General features: G+C 62.3%; 14 protein-coding genes. 3 read left to right on the plus strand and 11 right to left on the minus strand.

What is annotated here, in order from left to right:
• Window positions 1–43: 43 nt before the first annotated feature.
• Together HYP802_RS0119530 and recQ are read left to right on the plus strand one after the other, a co-directional pair.
• A complete protein-coding gene (locus HYP802_RS0119530) occupies window positions 44–700 on the plus strand; it encodes a peptidase C15 pyroglutamyl peptidase I (RefSeq protein WP_013949409.1) in 657 nt (218 codons plus the stop codon).
• A gap of 322 nt (window positions 701–1022) precedes the next feature.
• Window positions 1023–3206 (plus strand): DNA helicase RecQ, encoded by a 2184-nt coding sequence (gene recQ, locus HYP802_RS0119535; RefSeq protein WP_013949410.1) that lies wholly within the window; start codon window positions 1023–1025, stop codon window positions 3204–3206.
• Between the two features lie 27 nt (window positions 3207–3233).
• On the opposite strand, the gene hisG is transcribed toward recQ, so the two are convergent.
• The 11 genes from hisG to HYP802_RS0119595 all read right to left on the minus strand — a co-directional run bounded on the left by hisG (window position 3234) and on the right by HYP802_RS0119595 (window position 17088).
• Complete coding sequence (hisG, locus tag HYP802_RS0119540; RefSeq protein ID WP_013949411.1) at window positions 3234–3956, minus strand: ATP phosphoribosyltransferase; 723 nt, start codon at window positions 3954–3956, stop codon at window positions 3234–3236.
• Window positions 3953–5131, minus strand: a complete 1179-nt coding sequence (locus tag HYP802_RS0119545; RefSeq protein ID WP_013949412.1) for an ATP phosphoribosyltransferase regulatory subunit — start codon at window positions 5129–5131, stop codon at window positions 3953–3955. The genes hisG and HYP802_RS0119545 overlap by 4 nt, the downstream gene beginning before the upstream one ends.
• Before the next feature lie 214 nt (window positions 5132–5345).
• On the minus strand, window positions 5346–6815 hold the full coding sequence (hisS, locus tag HYP802_RS0119550) for a histidine--tRNA ligase (protein WP_024276372.1): 1470 nt from the start codon (window positions 6813–6815) through the stop codon (window positions 5346–5348).
• 129 nt (window positions 6816–6944) lie between these two features.
• A complete protein-coding gene (locus tag HYP802_RS0119555; RefSeq protein WP_024276373.1) occupies window positions 6945–8138 on the minus strand; it encodes a GNAT family N-acetyltransferase in 1194 nt (397 codons plus the stop codon).
• 149 nt (window positions 8139–8287) lie between these two features.
• Window positions 8288–9055, minus strand: coding sequence for an adenosylcobinamide-GDP ribazoletransferase (gene cobS, locus HYP802_RS0119560; protein WP_024276374.1), 768 nt, complete (start codon window positions 9053–9055; stop codon window positions 8288–8290).
• Window positions 9052–10098 (minus strand): nicotinate-nucleotide--dimethylbenzimidazole phosphoribosyltransferase, encoded by a 1047-nt coding sequence (gene cobT, locus HYP802_RS0119565; protein ID WP_024276375.1) that lies wholly within the window; start codon window positions 10096–10098, stop codon window positions 9052–9054. Before cobT ends, cobS begins: the two co-directional genes overlap by 4 nt.
• On the minus strand, window positions 10095–11459 hold the full coding sequence (gene glcF, locus HYP802_RS0119570; protein WP_024276376.1) for a glycolate oxidase subunit GlcF: 1365 nt from the start codon (window positions 11457–11459) through the stop codon (window positions 10095–10097). Before glcF ends, cobT begins: the two co-directional genes overlap by 4 nt.
• A 26-nt stretch (window positions 11460–11485) precedes the next feature.
• Window positions 11486–12709 (minus strand): FAD-binding protein, encoded by a 1224-nt coding sequence (locus tag HYP802_RS0119575; protein ID WP_024276377.1) that lies wholly within the window; start codon window positions 12707–12709, stop codon window positions 11486–11488.
• Between the two features lie 13 nt (window positions 12710–12722).
• A complete protein-coding gene (locus HYP802_RS0119580; RefSeq protein WP_013949420.1) occupies window positions 12723–14195 on the minus strand; it encodes an FAD-linked oxidase C-terminal domain-containing protein in 1473 nt (490 codons plus the stop codon).
• Between the two features lie 663 nt (window positions 14196–14858).
• Window positions 14859–16241: a glutamate--cysteine ligase gene (locus HYP802_RS0119590; protein ID WP_024276379.1), complete on the minus strand. Its 1383-nt coding sequence runs from the start codon at window positions 16239–16241 to the stop codon at window positions 14859–14861.
• A gap of 100 nt (window positions 16242–16341) precedes the next feature.
• On the minus strand, window positions 16342–17088 hold the full coding sequence (locus HYP802_RS0119595) for a 16S rRNA (uracil(1498)-N(3))-methyltransferase (protein WP_024276380.1): 747 nt from the start codon (window positions 17086–17088) through the stop codon (window positions 16342–16344).
• Window positions 17089–17210: 122 nt separating this feature from the next.
• Between HYP802_RS0119595 and ubiA the strand changes: the two genes are divergently transcribed.
• Window positions 17211–18173, plus strand: coding sequence for a 4-hydroxybenzoate octaprenyltransferase (gene ubiA, locus HYP802_RS0119600; RefSeq protein ID WP_024276381.1), 963 nt, complete (start codon window positions 17211–17213; stop codon window positions 18171–18173).
• Window positions 18174–18264 lie beyond the last annotated feature (91 nt).

The following is an 18264-nucleotide window of genomic DNA, read 5'->3' on the forward strand; positions in this document are numbered from 1 at the left end:
CCCGGCCGTTTAAGGGGTAACAGACAGCCGCTATAGTCGGCAGATGCCCAATTCCGACAAGCTCGGTTCATCTCCCACGGTCCTGCTGACGGGTTTTGGCCCATTTCCGGGTGTACCGGTCAATGTGTCTGGAGAACTTGTCAGGGTCGTCGTTCGCCTTGCACGCCGGGCATTTCCGGCATTTCATTTCGTCGCCGCGGTGCTGCCGACGGAATGGCGGCGCGCGCCTGAACTCGTCGCGACGCTACAGGATCGCTTTCGTCCGTGCCTAGCGCTGCATATCGGTGTGGCATCCGGTGAGCCGAGCATTCGGCTTGAAACATGCGCGGGAAATGCATGCCGGGCCGCACCCGATGCTGCGGGGTTATTACCGCTCGCAACGTCGCTCTGCGCCGACGGACCGTCGGAACGCCGCGCCAGCATCGATAACGCCGCGATTGCAGCCGCCTTGCGGGCACGTGGCACAACCTGCACGATTTCCGACGACGCGGGGGGCTATCTCTGCAATGCCGTGCTCTATCAATCGCTCGCGAGCGCCGAAGCGCGCGGATCAGGAGCGGTAGGGTTCGTCCATATTCCCGCAGATCTCGGTTCGGCCGGAGCCCTCACCATGGATGAGGCCGGAGCGGCAGTGCTCGGCATTATCGGAATCGCCCTCGGCGTGACGGACGCAACAGCCGCCACACCGGCTTCGGCATAGGCCCTAAGATTCTGATTTTCCGTGAGGATTAGGCTGCGGCCCGACCAAGCGGGGAAGACGGGGGGATGTCTTGGGGCTCGGTCGGGCTCAGCAGCATCTGGTGCGCACGGGGGGAGGTGTCGACACCAGCTTGAGGAGCAACATAGCCGGGAAAACATGAACTCATCCTGAACGCAGGGTTAAATAGTCGCAACCTTTGGGCATCAGGGAAGCCCTCAATAGAATCAACGACTTTTTGAGTTGCACGGGCCATGAGCGGAGACCCCGGCCCTCGAATCAGATTAGCGTTCTGGCTTCGATCGTTCAGTTCAAAGGTCTTCGAATGCCGGCCCGCGCCGCGCCGCTTTCCCTTCCGCTTGCGCCAACCACGGACAGCCAGATGGAGGCCGCTCGCGCGACCCTTGAAAATGTCTTCGGCTACAAGGGTTTCCGGTCTCACCAAAGCGACATCATCCGGACGATGCTCGGCGGTGGCGATTGCCTGGCGCTGATGCCGACCGGCGGCGGCAAGTCGCTGTGCTATCAGATCCCTGCCCTCGTCCGACCCGGCACCGGCATTGTCGTCTCACCGCTCATCGCCTTGATGCAGGATCAGGTCGATGCCCTGCGCGATCTCGGGGTGAAGGCGGCGTTCCTCAACTCGACGCAGGATCGCGCAACCCAAGATCAGATCGAGCGGCAATTCGCGGCCGGTGGGCTCGACCTGCTCTACGTCGCTCCCGAACGGCTCGTGCAGGAACGCACGCTCAATCTGCTGGAACGCAGCGACATCGCGATTTTTGCCATCGACGAGGCACACTGCGTTTCGCAATGGGGACACGACTTCCGGCCGGAGTACCGGCAGCTAAAAATCCTGGCGCAGCGTTTTCCGAACGTGCCGCGTGTGGCGCTGACGGCGACGGCGGACGAGCGCACGCGGCAGGACATCATCTCAGAGTTGTCGCTCGAAAACGCGGCAACATTCATCGCAAGCTTCGACCGGCCGAACATTCGCTACACGATTGCCGAGCTCGGCAGCGTCAGCTCGCGCGAGCGGCTGTGGCAGTTCATCGAGAGCGAGCATCCGACGGACGCGGGCATCGTCTACTGCCTGTCGCGCAAGTCGGTGGAAGAGACGGCTGCGTGGTTGTCATCGAAGGGGCGCAAGGCGCTGGCCTATCACGCTGGCCTCGATGCGCACTTGCGGGCAGCGGCGCAGTCGAAATTCCTGACGGAAGACGGGCTTATCATTGTCGCCACGATCGCGTTCGGCATGGGTATCGACAAGCCAGACGTGCGGTTCGTCGCGCATCTCAATCTGCCGAAGTCGATCGAGTCCTACTATCAGGAGACGGGCCGTGCCGGGCGCGACGGCGAAGCGGCGAACGCATGGATGGCCTATGGCTTCCAGGATATCGTGCAGCTTCGGCAATGGATCAATCAATCCGAAGGTTCAGACGCCTTCAAGAAGGTGCAGCGGCAGAAGCTCGACGCGCTGATCGGGCTGGCGGAAATGCCGGGCTGCCGCCGTCAAGCATTGCTTGCCTATTTCGGCGAGACGCGTTCGGAGCCGTGCGGGAACTGCGATAACTGTCTCAATCCTCCCCACACCGAAGACGGCACGGTGTTGGCGCAGAAGGCGCTCTCCGCCGTCTATCGCACCGAGCAGCGTTTCGGCGTTACCTATCTGGTTGACGTTCTGACCGGCGGCGTCGATGAGCGGATCATTCGTAACGGCCATGACCGACTTTCTGTTTACGGCATCGGCAAGGACGTGCCGCAGGCGACGTGGAAAGGGCTTTACCGGCAGCTCACGGCGCTCGGCTATCTTTCCATCGACGAAGAGGGCGTCGGTTCGCTCGTGCTGACCGAACGGTCACGGCCTTTGCTGCGCGGCGAGGAGCGTTTCCTTTTGCGCGTGACGCGGCAGAGCGCGAAATCGTCGAAGCGTTCGGCATCGGCGAGCCCCAAAGTCGCGCGCGAAAACCAACCGCTGTTCGACGCGCTGCGCGCGATGCGCCAGAAACTTGCGGCGTCTGCGAAGCTGCCGCCTTACGTGGTCGCGCAGGACAAGACGCTGATCGAGTTATCTGAGAAGCGGCCGACGACGGAAAGCGCTCTGCACGACATCATGGGCCTCGGCGCCAGCAAGATCGCGCGCTACGGCGCTGCGTTTCTTGAAGTGATCTCGCAATTCAAGAAGCATCCGGCGTTGAACAATCGCTTATCGGCGACGGTCAACGTAACGCTCGCTGCACACTTGCGCGGGCTCGATGCAGAGACGATCGCGGCGGATCGCGGCATCGAGGTCTCGACGGTTTACGGTCATCTGGCTGAAGCTATCGAAGCCGGTCTCGTCACGGCGGACGATGCCTTGAAGCTCGATCCCGCAGAGCGCGACGAAATCGAAGCGGCGTTTGAGCGGTGTCAGACGCGCGATACCGGCAAGCTCGGCCCCGCGTTCGCGGCGCTCGACGGGCAGTACGATTACGGCATCCTGAAATGCCTGCTTGCCGATAGCGTGTAAACTTCGCTGCCGTACGGCGAAGGCGCGTCAGCGCACCGTCGCTTTTTCCGGGATCGAGGCGGACAGCTTGCCCGTCAGTTCAGCGCAAAGCGCTTCGAGTTCCGGCGTCCATGGCGCGGCGTTCGTCGCGAACAGATTGGCTTGCGATTTCAGGATCACGCCGTCATCCAAAATCTTGAGGCCGTTGGCGCGGAGCGTCTCGCCTGTCGTCGTGATGTCGACGATCAACTCGGCCATGCCCGACGATGGCGCGCCCTCAGTCGCACCGGCACTTTCGATGATGCGATAATCACCGTAACCCTTCGAGCCGAAGAAGCGGCGTGTCAGGTTGATGTATTTCGTCGCGACGCGCGGCCAGCGGCCGTGCTTGCGGCGAAACGGAATGGCGATCTCTTCAAGTTCGGCCACCGTCGAAACGTCGATCCAGCACGTCGGCACTGCAACGACGACGTCAGCGAAGCCGAAGCCGAGCTTGTGCAGGAAACGAATGCGCGTCGCGGCATCGGAGATGTTCTCGCGGATCAAGTCCTCGCCGGTGATGCCGAGGTGGACGCTGCCGGACTTCAAGGCCTCGGCGATTTCGCTCGACGACACATACGCAACATCGACGCCGGGAAGGCCTTCGATTTCGCCGCGATAGCCGCGCACGTGGCCGACCTTGCGCACGACAAGACCTGCCCGCGCAAACATGTCAGTCGTCTGTTCCATCAGACGACCTTTCGAGGGAATGGCGAGAGTCAGCTTGCTCATGGCGTCCCGCCTCCGCAAACGGCGAGCAAGCGCTCGGAATGGATGGCCGCGCCGATGGCCGGTACGTCTTCGTTCGAGCCCGCGGCGCGCATCAAACCGTCGTAACGACCGCCTCCGGCGATGGGGCTTTTGGCGCCAAGTTCCGCGGCATTCACCTCGAAGACGAGGCCCGTGTAGTATGCGAGCGTGCGGCCGAATTCGGCCGAGAACGTCACACGGTCAAGGTCGATTCCGGCATTGGCGAGCAGCGCCAGGCGGCGGTCGTATGTTTCGAGCGCATAGCCCGAACCGTTCGGCGCTTCCTTGATCAGCGCGGAAATCTTTTCACCCGCGGTGATCGCCGGACCGGAGACATTGATGTAACGCTCGATCAACTCGATGGTTTGCGTGTCGAGCGGCTTCTCCTGGCGATCCTCAGCGATGTCGATGAGATGCATGGTGATGTCGGTGAGCGAGCGCGTGCCGATCAGCTCGATGGCTTCCTCTTCGAGATAGACGGCGACCGCGGCTTCGCTTGCCTCCATGTCGTCGCGGCGAAGCGAGGAGAGAACCTCTTCCGGAATGCTCGAAGACGCCGGGCGCACGCTTGCCGCATAGCCTTTCAGGGCTTCACGGAACGAAAGCGGCCGCAGGAACGCATCGTCGAGACGCTTTTTCCAGTTCGGGGACAGGCCAGCGGCATCGAGCACGCTCGAAAACAGGCCGAGATCGCCGAGGCGCATCGTCCAGTCCTTGAAGCCCGTCTTCTCGATGGCCTTGATGATGATCGCGACTGTCTCAGCTTCGGCCACTTCGCGCGACTTATCGCCGAAGCGCTCGATACCGGCCTGGCGGAACTCGCGCGGGTGCGCGGCGGTTGCGCCTTGCGGCTGAAAGCGGAACGCCGGGCCGTTGTAGCAATAGCGCGCGGGCGTCATCGGATCAGCATGACGCTCCAAGTGCAGGCGGCAGGTCGGCACGGTGATGTCGGGCCGCAGACAAAGCTCGGCGCCGTCCTGATCGGCGAAGACGTATGTTCGCGCGCGCAGGCTCTCGCCGATGACGTCGAGAAAGACATCGGCAGGCTGGATGATCGGCGGCGCGACGGCGTCATAGCCGGCCTTGATAAAGACCGACATCATCGTCTGCGCTTGGCTTGCTAGCGCTTCGAGATTTTGGACCGTCTCGGCGGTCATTTTCTGTCTCCCGCGCGCGCCAGCGCTAGGCCCCCCGCCCCTAACCCCTCCCCGCGGAGGGGGAGGGGAACAGAGCGGAGAACGACATCGCTTCCCTCGCCACGTTCGAGAGGGAAAACGGAGTAGTCAGCGAATTTGGCCCCACTTCTCCCCTCCCATTGACGGGGAGGGGGCGGGGGTGGGGTGAACGAATTGAGTGAGATCAGCATCGCGCTCATCCCTGATGCCGCTTGATGAGGTTGTGAACTTCTTGCACGAGGTGCGCTTCGGAAACGGAGAACTGAGCCGGGCGCGCCTCTTTCCATTCCTTGTTGTCCTTGATCGCGGCAGCGGCTTTCGCGCCTTCAATCAAATCCTTGATCGTCACCTCGCCCTTGGCGCGCTCATCCGAACCTTGGATGATGACGCACGGACTGTTGCGCTTGTCGGCATATTTCATCTGCGCCTTCATGCCGGAGGAACCGAGATACATCTCGGCGCGGATACCGGCGTTGCGCAACGCTTGCGTCATTTTTTGGTAAGTCGCGACCTCGCCCTTGTCCATGACGAGGACGACGACGGGGCCAAGCGGTTCAGGCTTCTTTGCATTGATGAGCGAGAGCGCGGCCTGCAGGCGGGAGACGCCGATGGAGAAGCCAGTAGCGGGCACCTTCTCCCCGGTGAAGCGCGCGACGAGATCGTCGTAACGGCCGCCGCCGCCGACGGAGCCGAAGCGCACCGGCTTGCCGTCATCGCCTTTGACTTCGAACGTCAGCTCGGCCTCGAAGACGGGGCCGGTGTAATATTCGAGACCGCGGACAACGGAGAAATCTATTTGTACGCGGTCTTCGTACCCAGCAGCTTCGATAAACGCGCTCAGTTCAACAAGTTCGGCAGAACCGGCAAGATAGAGATCGGACGGCTTGATGCCCTTCTTCGCGGCGTAGTCGTCGAATTTCGGCGAAGAGACGAAGGCAAGCAGAGCATCGATCTGGTCGCTATTAAGGCCCGCGCCCTTGGTAAAGTCACCGGACTCGTCCTTGCGGCCCGGCCCGAGCAGAAGTGCGACGTCCTCCTTGGAAAACTTGTCGAGCTTATCCAGCGAGCGGAGCACGGCTAAGCGGCGTGTATCTTCCGTGAGATCAATGCCGACCGTCTCCAGGATGCCATCGAGGATTTTACGGTTGTTGACCTTAATCCGGTAATCCCCGCGTTTCACGCCCAGCGCTTCGAGCGTGTCGGCGGCGAGCATGCAGAGTTCGGCGTCGGCTGCGACGCTTGCCGCGCCGACTGTGTCGGCGTCGAACTGCATGAACTGGCGGAAGCGGCCGGGGCCGGGCTTCTCGTTGCGGTAGACATACCCGAACGCGTAGCGGCGGAACGGCTTCGGCAGCGTCTGGAAATTCTGCGCGACGTAGCGGGCAAGCGGCGCGGTGAGATCATAGCGCAGGCTCATCCATTGCTCGTCCTCGTCCTGGAACGAGAAGACACCCGCATTCGGACGATCCTGGTCTGGCAGAAACTTGCCCAGCGCGTCGGTATATTCAATCGCGGGCGTTTCGAGCGCCTCGAAGCCGTAGCGCTCGTAGACTTCGCGGATCTTGCCCGTCATGTCGTTGAGCGCCTTCAGTTCCGGCGCTTCGATATCGCGAAAACCCTTCGCGAGCCGCGCTTCGGGGCGCGTGTTGGTGTTTGCTTTGGACATGACGAGGATCGGAGAACCAGGGCCAAATAAAAAAAGTTGCCGAGACACCTTGTCAGGCGTCCGGCGTGCGAGCCCGCCCTTATATCGGATCGACTGGCATGAGGAAAGTCGGGCAGAAATGCCCAAAATTCAGCTTCGCAAGCGGGGCAGCGCCCTCTTGAGCGCCGACGTGAGGCGCGAGGTACCGCGGAGCTGGACGGCAAGCTCGTGGACCAGTGCTTTCGGCACCGCCGCAAGGTCCTGAGCGACTACGAGATCGTAAAGAGGGACTTCCTCGGTTCCGAACCCGTGCTTCAGCGGATTGGCGTTAATGCCCAAGTCGAAGCGGCGGACACCTTGGGCCACCAGATGCTTCACCGTTTCGAGCACGACGAGGCGGCCGGGCGAAAGGTGGCTCCATTGTTCGCCGCCCGTCGAAATTGAGAGCAGCGAAAAGGCGCCCTCATGGGTCAGGCCGAATAGGGTGGCAACGATCCGGCCGCCCGCTTCGAGTGCAAACAGCGAGGTCACGCCGGCGTCGGCACCGTCGAACGCCAGACGCTCGTAAAATTCGCGATTGGACCTCTCGGCGAAAATGTCCTTGGTTCCGCGAGCCGCGTGCCACACGGCCTGCTGCTCCTCCATCGTCGCAAAGACGTGCGCGATCTCATCATCGGTCTCGGCACAGACGAGGCGCGGATTGTCCTCGTTCTGCCAGAGCCGATGGCAGCGCTCCACGTCCTTGCGGTACCTCTTGCCGAGCCCCTGCAGATAATCATCGAAGCTGCCCGTTATGACGAGGCGGTGCGCCGAAGCACGCGACGTAGAACTGCCGAACAGATCAATCAGTGGGTTCGGGCAGCCACCGATCTCGGCGGGCATACGTTCGAGGCGGATAAGATCGACGTCGCGGATGGCGGCACGCAACGCCCGCCAAATATCGCGAATGCGGTCGGGATCGGACAACGGCTCGGGCCCAAGAAGAGGCGCGCCTTGGCCCACGGCTTCGAGAGCGGCGAGGCTCGCAACGCGCAACAGACCTTCCTTCGCGACAACGAGCGGCAAAGCCAGAACAACCTGATCGCTTTTGCTGTCGGTTACGACAGCAAGACGCGGCATGGCGCGGTGCGCGTGCGCGACTTCGTCATAGAAAACGGTAAGCCAGTTGAGCGTTTGAAAGCCCGTTGCGACGAGGCCGCCTTCAATGACTTCGAGCGCTGCCAGCGCGTCGTCGGCACCGTCAAAAATTTCGGCAACAAAGCGGCTTTCGCCCGGCGTCGCCGACCGCGCCTGTTCCCCTCCGGCGCTCAGATAAGCACCGTTCCCCGTTTCTGCCGTCGCCATTACGCACTACACTCTTGGCGTTGCGTGCGGATACTCGCCCCCCATCGCGGCGAGAATGCGCCGTGTGAACGACATTCATTTAAGTGAGAACGGCGGCTTTGCCTCGTGCCAATTTGGATCAGCAGTTCTGCGCGAGGCGGACAAGACGGTCAGCCGGCGCCTGCGATTACGGCAGCGGCAACAGCCAGGAACGCAGTCTCATAGACCTGCTCGACGGCGCCCAGCACGTCGCCGGTGTAACCGCCGATCTTGCGTTGCGCGAGGATCGCAATCACGGCCGCGGCGGCGAAAGCGACAACGGTTGCCGCGAAGAAAGCTGCGATGCTCATAACGAACGGCCCGACGGTGAGGCCTGTCACGATCGCGACGATGAGTTCGCCGCGCGTCATCCGGACCGGCGTGCGGCTGACCTTGACGTTATCGCCGCCGGCATAAGGGAGAAATGCCAGCGCGAGCACGGCGGCGAGGCGGCCACCCGCATAAGCGGCGATCAACGCGCCGATAACGGCGACCGGCCCGATGGCGGCAAGCGACGTTCCTTTCAGTGCGAGAACGGCAATGAGCGCCAGCACACCATATGTGCCGATGCGGCTGTCCTTCATGATTTCGAGGCGGCGCTCGACGTTCGACCCGCCGCCGAACGCGTCGACGGTGTCGGCAAGTCCGTCTTCATGCAGCGCGCCTGTCAGCAGCACCGACGCGACGAGGCCGATGACGACGGCGACCGATGCCGGAAAGACGGCAGTAGCCGCGAGCATGACAAGGCCGACGGTCGCGCCAATGAGCGCGCCGACAAGCGGCATGTATTTCGCCGAGCGCGGCAGCCAATCCTCGGGAAAAGGAATGATCTGCTTTACCTGGATGCGCGTCAGAAATTGCAGAGCGATGAGGAAGAACCGAACCTCATGCGCGATCATTCGGGATGTTCGCCCGGCAGATCGGCCATCTCGCGCAGCATCAATTCCGCGCCGCGAATGATCGGCACGGCAAGGGCCGCGCCTGTCCCTTCGCCAAGCCGCATCTCCAGTTCGAGCAGCGGTTTAACATGCAGATGACGGAGTAATGCAGCGTGGCCCGGTTCAGCCGAGCAATGGGCGAAGACACAGTTGTCGAGCGTGCCCGGATAAAGCGCTTCCGCGGCAATGGCGCCTGCCGTCGAGATAAAGCCATCGACGACGATCACCCGACCTGCTTGTGCCGCCGCCGTCATGGCGCCTGCCATCATGACGATTTCGAAACCGCCGAACTGACGGAGGACTTCGAAGGTGCGGCCCGCTTCGGTCGATGGCGCGATGGCGGCGCGATCAATCGTTTCCTTCAGCACCTGATATTTGTGATCGAGGCCGAGGGCGGGCGCGCCTGCGCCGGGGCCGACCAATGTTCTGAGATCGAGGCCTGTCAGGGCATGCGCGATCAGCGACGCCGAACTCGTATTGCCGATGCCGATTTCGCCGTAGCCGACGATGCCGACATTTTCGGTGCCAAGGCGTGCGTCGAGAATGCGGCCTGCGTCGAGCGCTGCGGTGCATTCCTCAACCGACATAGCGGGCTCGCGGCGCGCGTTTTTCGTGCCGGGGCCGATGCGGCGCTCCGTCAATAATTCATGCGGCGGCAGCGGTTCGAGCAATCCGGCATCGACAAGTTCAACGCCGACGCCAGCCGCGCGAGCGAGCACGTTGACGCCAGCGGAGCCCAAGAGAACGAACTTCGCGATCTCGCGGGAGACGACGGAGGGATATGCCGTCACGCCTTCGGCAGTGATGCCGTGATCGGCGGCGAAGACCACGATCTTTGCATTGCCGAGATCGGGCGCGGTCGATCCGGCGATCAGGCCGATCTGCAGAGCGAGTTCTTCGAGCCGTCCGAGCGAGCCGACCGGCTTGGCCTTGCCGCGGATGTGGGCCTTCAGCTTGTCGCTTAAAAGCTCGCGGGACTTGGTAACTGGGGGTGCGGGGGTCATGCGCCGATATAATCCTCAACTGTGTTCTTCGGCTGCGGAACGTCTGTCGAATACTTTTCGAGCGCTTCGAGGCCTGGCGGAACCGGGCCGCCGTGCGCCCAATCGAGCAGCTCGATCGTATGCACGATCGGAACCTCAAGAGCCGTCCCGAGCTGCGTGATGCAACCGATGTTACCGGCCGCCACAACGTCGGGCTTCAACGACTTGATGTGACCGGCCTTGCGATCCCGCAGCGCGCCTGCGATCTCCGGCTGAACAATATTGTAGATGCCCGCCGAGCCGCAACATAGATGCGCTTCCGGAACGTCAAGCACGGTAAATCCAGCCTTCTTCAATAGCGTTTTCGGTTGCGTCGTCACGCGCTGACCGTGCTGCAGTGAACAGGCGGCGTGATACGCGACTTTAAGGCTCGACCAGCGCTTCGGAGCGCCGATGTCGTACTGATCGAGGAATTCCGTCACGTCCTTCGTCATCGACGAGATGGTTTTGGCGCGCTCGGCGTAGTCGGGCTCGTGCTTCAACAGGTGGCCATAGTCTTTCACCGTCGTGCCGCAGCCCGACGTGTTGATGATGATGGCATCAACGCCGCCCTTGGCGATTTCCTTGCTCCAGGCATCGACGTTGACCTTGGCCGCTGCGATGGCCTTTTCCTCCTGGCCGATGTGCTGGCTCAAGGCGCCGCAGCACGCCGCGCCCGCTGAGACGACGACATCGACGCCGCCACGCGCAAACAGCCGGATCGTCGCGTCGTTGATCTCGGGCCGCAGCACCTGTTGGGCACAGCCTGCAAGCATGATGACACGGCCGGTGCGCACCCCCGTCGGCGACGCTGTGCCAGGACCTTTGAAGCGTCCGGCGTTCGGGCTTTGCTGAGGCGCCAGCTCGACCATCGCGGCGAGTTCGGGAAAGTTCAGCTTGCGCAGCGTCGGCGCGAGACGACGGCCGAGCGGGGCTGCGCGCAACGCCCAGCGGAAGCGGCGCGGATGCGGCAGGATTTCTGTCAAGGCGCGGCGGATGAGGCGATCCTTCAGGCTACGATGCCCGGTCTTCTCGATATGCTTTCGCGCCACTTCAACCAGATGCATGTAATCGACGCCCGATGGGCAGGTCGTCATGCAAGAGAAGCAGGAAAGACAGCGATCGATGTGCGTCGAGATTTCCGGCTTCGCGTCGAGGCCTTTCTCAAGCATGTCCTTGATGGCGTAGATGCGGCCACGCGGGCTGTCGCGTTCGTCGCCCAGCACGACGTAGGTCGGGCAGGTCGCCGTGCAGAAACCGCAATGGACGCAACGGCGCAGGATGCGCTCGGCCTCCTTCACATCCGGATCGTTGAGTTGCTCTGGCTTGAAATTGGTTTGCATCGCGCCTGACTGCCGGGCTTATTTTTCTAGAAACTGGCGTACATGCGGCCGCGATTGAGAAGGCCCGCAGGATCGAACGCCGACTTGATGCCACGTGTCAATCGCTCGATCTCGGGCTTCAACGGCTCGAACACGTCGACGCTGCTGCGAACCTCGGGTTCGGCGCGGACCAAGGTTGCATGACCGTCGCGAACGGCGACGGCGCGGCGCACGTCGGCAGCGCCTGCGTCGGCGGCGGCTGGGACTTCCAGCCAGATCATGCCGCCCGACCAATCGTAGAAGGCAACGGCTGGCATGAATTTCTGAATCGCGAAGACGATCTCGGCGGCCTTCGTCGGTAATGACGAAATACGCCACAACGCGGTCTCGGTCGAGAAAGGCATGATCGACAGCGCGCGAAATTCGCTCCAGAGACCGAACGAATCTTCGGAATCGAGTTCGACTGGCGCGCCGTAGACCTTGAGCGCAGCCTTCAGCTTTTCCTTGCGCTCATCGATGGTGGCCGCAAACGTTTCAAGTCGTAGCAGCGTCAATGACTGGTCTAGGCCTCTCAGCTTCGGCGTTCGGAGGCGCGCGGCACAGTTCTTCGGAAGATGGACGGCGCCGGAAACCTCCAGCGGCGTACTCAGCGCGACGTTCAGCGCTTCGATGGCGAGATCGTCAGGCAGGCCGACAAACGCCAACGTCTGCATCGTTTGCGGGATCGGCGCGACCTTGAACGTCAGTTCCGTCATAACGGCGAGGGTGCCCCAGCTTCCGGTCAGGCCGCGCGCGACGTCCAATCCCGTGACGTTCTTCATCACGCGTCCGCCTGACTTAAACAGCTCGCCGCGACCGTTGACGGCGCGCACGCCCAAGAGGTTATCGCGCGCGCTACCAGCCGAAATACGGCGTGAGCCGGAGAAGTTCGTGGCGAAGACGCCCCCGATCGACAGCGCGCCTCCTGGAGCCCCTGTCGCCGGACCGAGGTCGATCGGCTCAAACGCCAGCATCTGGCCGCGCGCCGCCAACACTGCTTCGATTTCGTAAAGCGGCGTGCCGGAGCGCGCCGACATGACGAGTTCGGTCGGCTCGTAGAGCGTGATGCCTTTCAGGCCCGACGTCGTCAGCACGACATCGGATTTCGCGACGCGGCCGGTGTTGCGAAGCGCGCCATGACCGACGACTTCGATGCCGCGCTGCTCGCGCACGAGCTTGGCGATCATGGATTGCAATTCCCACTCGGCGGCGGGACGCCAAAGTTCGCTCACAGCCAATGATCTCCTAGGCGGCCTCGGGCGCGCTTGCGGCATTTCCGGCGCGCATGACGTCGGTATAGGCGAGCGGGAAAACCTTCGCCTGGTTGAGCCGCCACGTCGGGTCGAAGACGGTTTTAACGCGCATCTGGACCATCAGATCCGTCTGCGAAAATTGCGTCGCCATCAGCTCGCGCTTCTCGATGCCGACGCCATGTTCACCCGTGAGACAGCCGCCGAGTTCGACGCAGAGCTTTAGGATAGCTTCTCCCGCCAGCTCGGCCTTGTCGGCCTGTTCGGGATCGTTGGCGTCGTAGAGAACGAGCGGATGCAGATTGCCGTCACCGGCGTGGAAGATGTTGGCGACCTTCAGGCCGTATTCGGCGCAGATCTGGTTGATACGCGTCAAGCAGTGCGGAAGCTGCCCGAGCGGAATGGTGCCGTCCATGCAAAGGTAATCGGCGACGCGGCCAATGGCGCCGAACGCCGCCTTACGGCCCGCCCAGATGCGGGCGCTTTGCTCGGGATCGGCGCTGATCTTGACTGTCTTGGGATCGAAGCGGGCTGCGATTTCGGCGACGCGGCCCAAGAGGATGCCGATCTCACTTTCGGAACCTTCCACCTCGACGATGAGCAAAGCTTCAACGTCGAGCGGGTAACCGGCGCCCGCGAATGCTTCGCAAACTTCGATGGCCGCGCGATCCATGTATTCGATGGCGACCGGAATGATGCCGGCGGCGATGATGGCCGACACGCAACTGCCTGCGGCTTCCGGCGAGCGGAAGCCGATCATCATCGGACGGGCGCCTTCCGGTGCGGGGACGAGCTTCACCGTCGCCTCGGTTATGACACCGAGCTGACCTTCAGAACCGATGACGTAGCTCAACAGGTCATAGCCGTTGCGTTCGAGCGTCGTGCCGCCGATCTCGACGATGGTACCGTCGATCAGGACCATCTTCACGCCGAGAATGTTGTGCGTCGTGACGCCGTACTTCAGGCAGTGCGCACCACCAGAGTTCATCGCGATGTTGCCTGCGAGCGAACAGGCCAATTGCGACGACGGGTCCGGCGCATAGAAGAAACCTTGCTTGGAGACCTGCGCCGTAATCTGCAGATTGGTAATGCCGGCTTCGACACGCGCGATGCGATTGGCGCCGTCGATCTCGATGACGCGGTTCATCTTCGAGATACAGAGAACGATAGAATCTTCCGTCGGCAGCGAGCCGCCGCAGAGCGATGTTCCGGCGCCGCGCGGAATAACTTTGACGTCGTTTTCGTGGCAAAACTTCAGGATCTTGGAGACTTCCTCGGTGGTGCGCGGCAGCACGACGAGCATCGGCACGCGGCGGTAGGCGGTGAAGGCATCCGTCTCGTAGGCGCGGCGGCCTTCCTCGTCGAGGATCAGAAGGTCTTTGCCGACGCGCGCTTTCAAGCCTTCCACCAGGATCGGCAAGCGGCGGATGACGCCGGCATCGGGCTCAGGCAGCTCGATATGCGGCATCGTCGTTCGTCTCCACGTTGGTCTTCAGGGTGCTGTTTCGAGGTCGCGGACGACAGCCGTTCGGCGCCGCTCAACAGCGTTAAGCATCCTCGCACGTGTGTTCGCGACCGGCAATATGGCCGCACGCCAGCGACCACAGCCATTGATGGGTCAGCGAAAGCTGCCCCAACGCCCGGTTCCGCCGAGCCAGCGCGGACCTCTCGGGTCGCGGAAATCGCGTGGCGGGCCGCGTCGCTCTGGCGGCTCCCTCATTTCCGGCGGCGGAGGAGGGCCACGGTGATCACGGAAATCGTCAGGTCCGCGGCCTTCGCGAATGCCACGATTGAACCGTCCGGCGGAGAAACACTGGCTGATGCAGGCTTGCAGTTGTGCGTCGCAGCGCGGCGTATACAAAAGCTTGGTCGCCATGCGGCAGGCGTTGTGCTGCGAGCGGCAGGCTATGGCACAAGGGTCGGCCTTCGCTGCGTTTCCGGCAAAGGCGAAGAAGATCAGGACAGCCAGAACAGCCATCCCCCCCATCCTCATCGATGCCAACCGCAACCGCGACACGTACCGCCTCCTCAAACCTGGCCTAGGTGCTGGGCGGCTGGTCCTAAGCAAACCGGGGAGGCTAATGCGCCGACCATGAACACGCGCTGAACCGCGCGCTGTCGAGGGGCGCGGTCAGAACGCAAGCTCTTCGAAAATATGATCAATATTGTTCTGCCATTCCCCCGAATAGCGCCGAAGCAGCTCATCAGAAACCGTCTGGCCATTGCCGGCAATTTTCTCAAGCGGTGCCAGATAAATCGTTTCGTCCTGATTCTTAGCGTTGATGCGACGCCGATTTTTGAGACCGGTGCGCGAAATGCGCAATACCCGCAACGCCAACGTCCTTACCGTCTCGGTACGAAACGGGGTCGCGAGCCCTGTTTTCGGAACGCCGACACGCAGAGCTTCGCGTTCTTCTTCGCTCCAATCGCGAACCAGCTCCCAGGCCTGAGCGAGCGCGTCTTCGTCATAAAGGATTCCGGTCCAGAACGCGGGAAGCGCGGTAATCGTCCCCCAGCGCCCACCATCCGCACCACGCATTTCTAGAAAACGTTTGAGGCGAACTTCCGGAAAAAGCGTGGTGAGATGATCCGCCCAGTCGTCGATGGTTGGTAGCTCGCCTTCGAAGCCCTTCAGGCGGCCCGCCATGAAATCGCGGAACGAAGACCCAGCGACGTCGATGTAATTGCCGTCGCGGTAGACGAAATACATCGGCACATCGAGGGCATAATCGACGTAACGCTCGTAGCCCATACCGTCTTCGAATGCGAAGGGCAGCATGCCGGTGCGCCGCTTGTCGGTATCGAGCCAGACGGCGCTGCGCATCGACTGATAACCGTTCGGCTTGCCTTCGGTGAAGGGCGAAGACGCGAACAGCGCCGTTGCGATTGGCTGCAGCGCCAGCGAGACGCGCAGCTTTTTCACCATGTCGGCTTCGGAGGCGAAATCGAGGTTCACCTGAATGGTCGCGGTCCGGAACATCATGTCGAGACCACGGCTGCCGACGGTTGGCATGTAGTGCGCCATGACCTGATAGCGCTTCTTCGGCATCATCGGGATCTCATCGAGACGCCACTTCGGCGTGAAGCCGACGCCGAGAAAACCGATGGCGAGATCTTCGCCGACGCGGAGGACTTCGCGCAGGTGCTCGTCCGTTTCGTCCGCGGTTTCATGCAGCGTTTCGAGCGGCTGACCGGAAAGCTCGAACTGGCCGCCGGGCTCCAAACTGATCGTACCGCCCTTCTCGCCCTCGGGCCGCTTCAAGGCGATGATGTTGTCGCCTTCCTTGATGGCGACCCAACCATAGCACTGGATGAGCGCTTCCATCAGCGCGCGGATGCCATCCGAACCGCCGTAAGGCACCGGCTTCAGCGTGACGGTGCGAAAGACGAATTTCTCGTGCTCGGTGCCAATACGCCAATCGACCTTCGGCTTCTCGCCCGCTGCGATCCAGCGCACGAGATCGTCGCGCGTCTCAATCGCCGCGCTGGCAGCACCTTGTTCTCGTGTCGACATGCCCGAGCGGCCCAGCTTCCTATTCCGACGCGGGCAGACCCGCAGCTTGAGCCTTATGGCGAGGTGCGAGGGGGACGGCAATAGGTTCGGCTGCGTCACCCTAGTCGCGGCGCCAATCCCCAAGTGTGGCATTGACAAGCGCCAGAACTGCGACGGCAGCGGTGTCGGCGCGCATGATTCTCGGGCCGAGCGACAGCGGCGTCACGAATGTCTTGCTGACGAGGCGCTCGCGCTCGCGTGGCGAAAACCCGCCTTCCGGGCCGACCAGGACGGCGAGCGGGCCCGGTTCGAGCTTTTGCAGAGTCGCAATAGGGTCGTTTTCCTGATCCTGCTCATCACAAAACACGATGCGTCGGCTGGCATCCCAGGCATCCAAAACGTCGTCGAGCCTGACTGGCGTCTGAACTTCGGGTACTCGAAGGACGCCGCACTGCTCGGCCGCCTCGATGACGTTGGCCTGCATACGCTCGCTGTTAACCCTCTCGGCGATGGTCCGCTCCGTGATCACAGGCCGCAGCCGAGCGACCCCCATCTCGGTTGCCTTCTGGACCATGTAATCGAGCCGGGAACGCTTTAGCGGAGCGAAAAGATAATCGACGTCCGGGCCGCTTTCCTGTGGCCGCGCTTGGTCGTCAACGGTCAGAGCACCGCCGCGCTTGTGGGTTTCGCTGAGGCTCGCAACCCACTCACCGTGCCGGCCGTTGAAGACCAGGAGCCGGGCGCCGAGCTTCAGCCGCAATACCGCCGTCAGGTAATGGGCTTGCGCGGGCTCCAGCTCGACGCGCCCGCCTGGGGCGAGATCGGCGTCAACAAACAGTCGTTCTGAGGTCAAGTCTCTGATGGCCATGGTGCGGTCTTATCGAAGCCGCGCGCGCAGTCAAATTCATCGCAATCGGATGGTCGTGTTGCTTCAATGACGGAGGCCGGATAGGTCTTGCGGATTAGGCTAAGGAGAAACTGAAGTTGACGATGGGTGCCGCGATTTCGCCCGAGCCGCCAGCAAGTGTTGCCGATGCACCGCCGAAAAACTGGGTCGATCGCTGGGCTCCGGCATCCTGGCGGCCGTTCCTTCGGCTTGGGCGATTCGATCGCCCGATCGGCACGTGGCTGCTGCTTTTCCCCTGCCTTTGGTCGCAAGCGCTGGCGCAGGTGAACTCAGGCGACCACTATCCCGATCTCACCTATGTCCTGCTGTTCGCCATCGGTGCGCTGGCGATGCGCGCCTCGGGCTGCGCCTATAACGATTACGTCGACCGCGATATCGACGCCCGTGTGCAACGAACGGCCAGCCGGCCGCTGGCGTCCGGGCAGATCTCACCGGCGGCTGCGCTTGCGTTCATCATCATCTCGGCCCTCGTCGGCCTCGCCGTGCTCGTGCAGTTCAATAGCTTCACGATCTGGCTGGCGATCGCGTCGCTGCTGATCGTTGCCGTTTATCCGTTCGCGAAACGGGTGACGTCTTATCCACAGATCGTTCTCGGGCTGGCGTTCAACTGGGGAGCGCTCGTCGGCTGGGCGGCGATCAAAGGTTCAATCGGGTTGCCTGCCCTGGCGCTCTATGCGGGCTGCGTGTTCTGGACGGTCGGTTACGACACGATCTATGCGCATCAGGACAAGGAAGACGACGCGCTGCTCGGGCTGGGCTCGACGGCGTTGAAGTTCGGCGAGGACACGGTTTCTTTCGTCGGCGGCATGTATGCGCTGGCGGGCGTGATGTGGCTCGTTGCGGGTGCGCTCGCGGCCGCCCACCTCGTTTACTTCCTCGCCGTGGTTTTGGTTTTCCTGCAGATGTCGTGGCAGGTCTCGACGCTCGATATCGACGATCCGGCCAACTGCCTGCGCCGCTTCAAGTCCAATCGCGACGTCGGGCTGGCGCTGCTCGCGGGGCTTGTCGCGGATATGGCCCTGTCGTGGTTCGCGGGCCTTAGCTGAATGCAAAAAAATAACGCGGCGTGAGAAGGGACACCTCACGCCGCGCTATTCGGTCTCACTGTTGACTTTTCGAGCCGCTCAAGACGGGCAT

The organism is Hyphomicrobium sp. 802 (genome assembly GCF_000526135.1).
In the GTDB taxonomy this organism is placed as follows: Bacteria; Pseudomonadota; Alphaproteobacteria; order Rhizobiales; family Hyphomicrobiaceae; genus Hyphomicrobium_B.

What these genes read in the sequence shown, in the direction of transcription:
- cobT (WP_024276375.1), bottom strand. Translation starts at nt 10,098, where the DNA reads ATGACCCCCGCACCCCCAGTTACCAAGTCCCGCGAGCTTTTAAGCGAC.
- HYP802_RS0119545 (WP_013949412.1), bottom strand. Translation starts at nt 5,131, where the DNA reads ATGACCGCCGAGACGGTCCAAAATCTCGAAGCGCTAGCAAGCCAAGCG.
- HYP802_RS0119580 (WP_013949420.1), bottom strand. Translation starts at nt 14,195, where the DNA reads ATGCCGCATATCGAGCTGCCTGAGCCCGATGCCGGCGTCATCCGCCGC.
- HYP802_RS0119595 (WP_024276380.1), bottom strand. Translation starts at nt 17,088, where the DNA reads ATGGCCATCAGAGACTTGACCTCAGAACGACTGTTTGTTGACGCCGAT.
- recQ (WP_013949410.1), top strand. Translation starts at nt 1,023, where the DNA reads ATGCCGGCCCGCGCCGCGCCGCTTTCCCTTCCGCTTGCGCCAACCACG.
- HYP802_RS0119555 (WP_024276373.1), bottom strand. Translation starts at nt 8,138, where the DNA reads ATGGCGACGGCAGAAACGGGGAACGGTGCTTATCTGAGCGCCGGAGGG.
- HYP802_RS0119590 (WP_024276379.1), bottom strand. Translation starts at nt 16,241, where the DNA reads ATGTCGACACGAGAACAAGGTGCTGCCAGCGCGGCGATTGAGACGCGC.
- hisG (WP_013949411.1), bottom strand. Translation starts at nt 3,956, where the DNA reads ATGAGCAAGCTGACTCTCGCCATTCCCTCGAAAGGTCGTCTGATGGAA.
- ubiA (WP_024276381.1), top strand. Translation starts at nt 17,211, where the DNA reads ATGGGTGCCGCGATTTCGCCCGAGCCGCCAGCAAGTGTTGCCGATGCA.
- glcF (WP_024276376.1), bottom strand. Translation starts at nt 11,459, where the DNA reads ATGCAAACCAATTTCAAGCCAGAGCAACTCAACGATCCGGATGTGAAG.
- cobS (WP_024276374.1), bottom strand. Translation starts at nt 9,055, where the DNA reads ATGATCGCGCATGAGGTTCGGTTCTTCCTCATCGCTCTGCAATTTCTG.
- HYP802_RS0119530 (WP_013949409.1), top strand. Translation starts at nt 44, where the DNA reads ATGCCCAATTCCGACAAGCTCGGTTCATCTCCCACGGTCCTGCTGACG.
- hisS (WP_024276372.1), bottom strand. Translation starts at nt 6,815, where the DNA reads ATGTCCAAAGCAAACACCAACACGCGCCCCGAAGCGCGGCTCGCGAAG.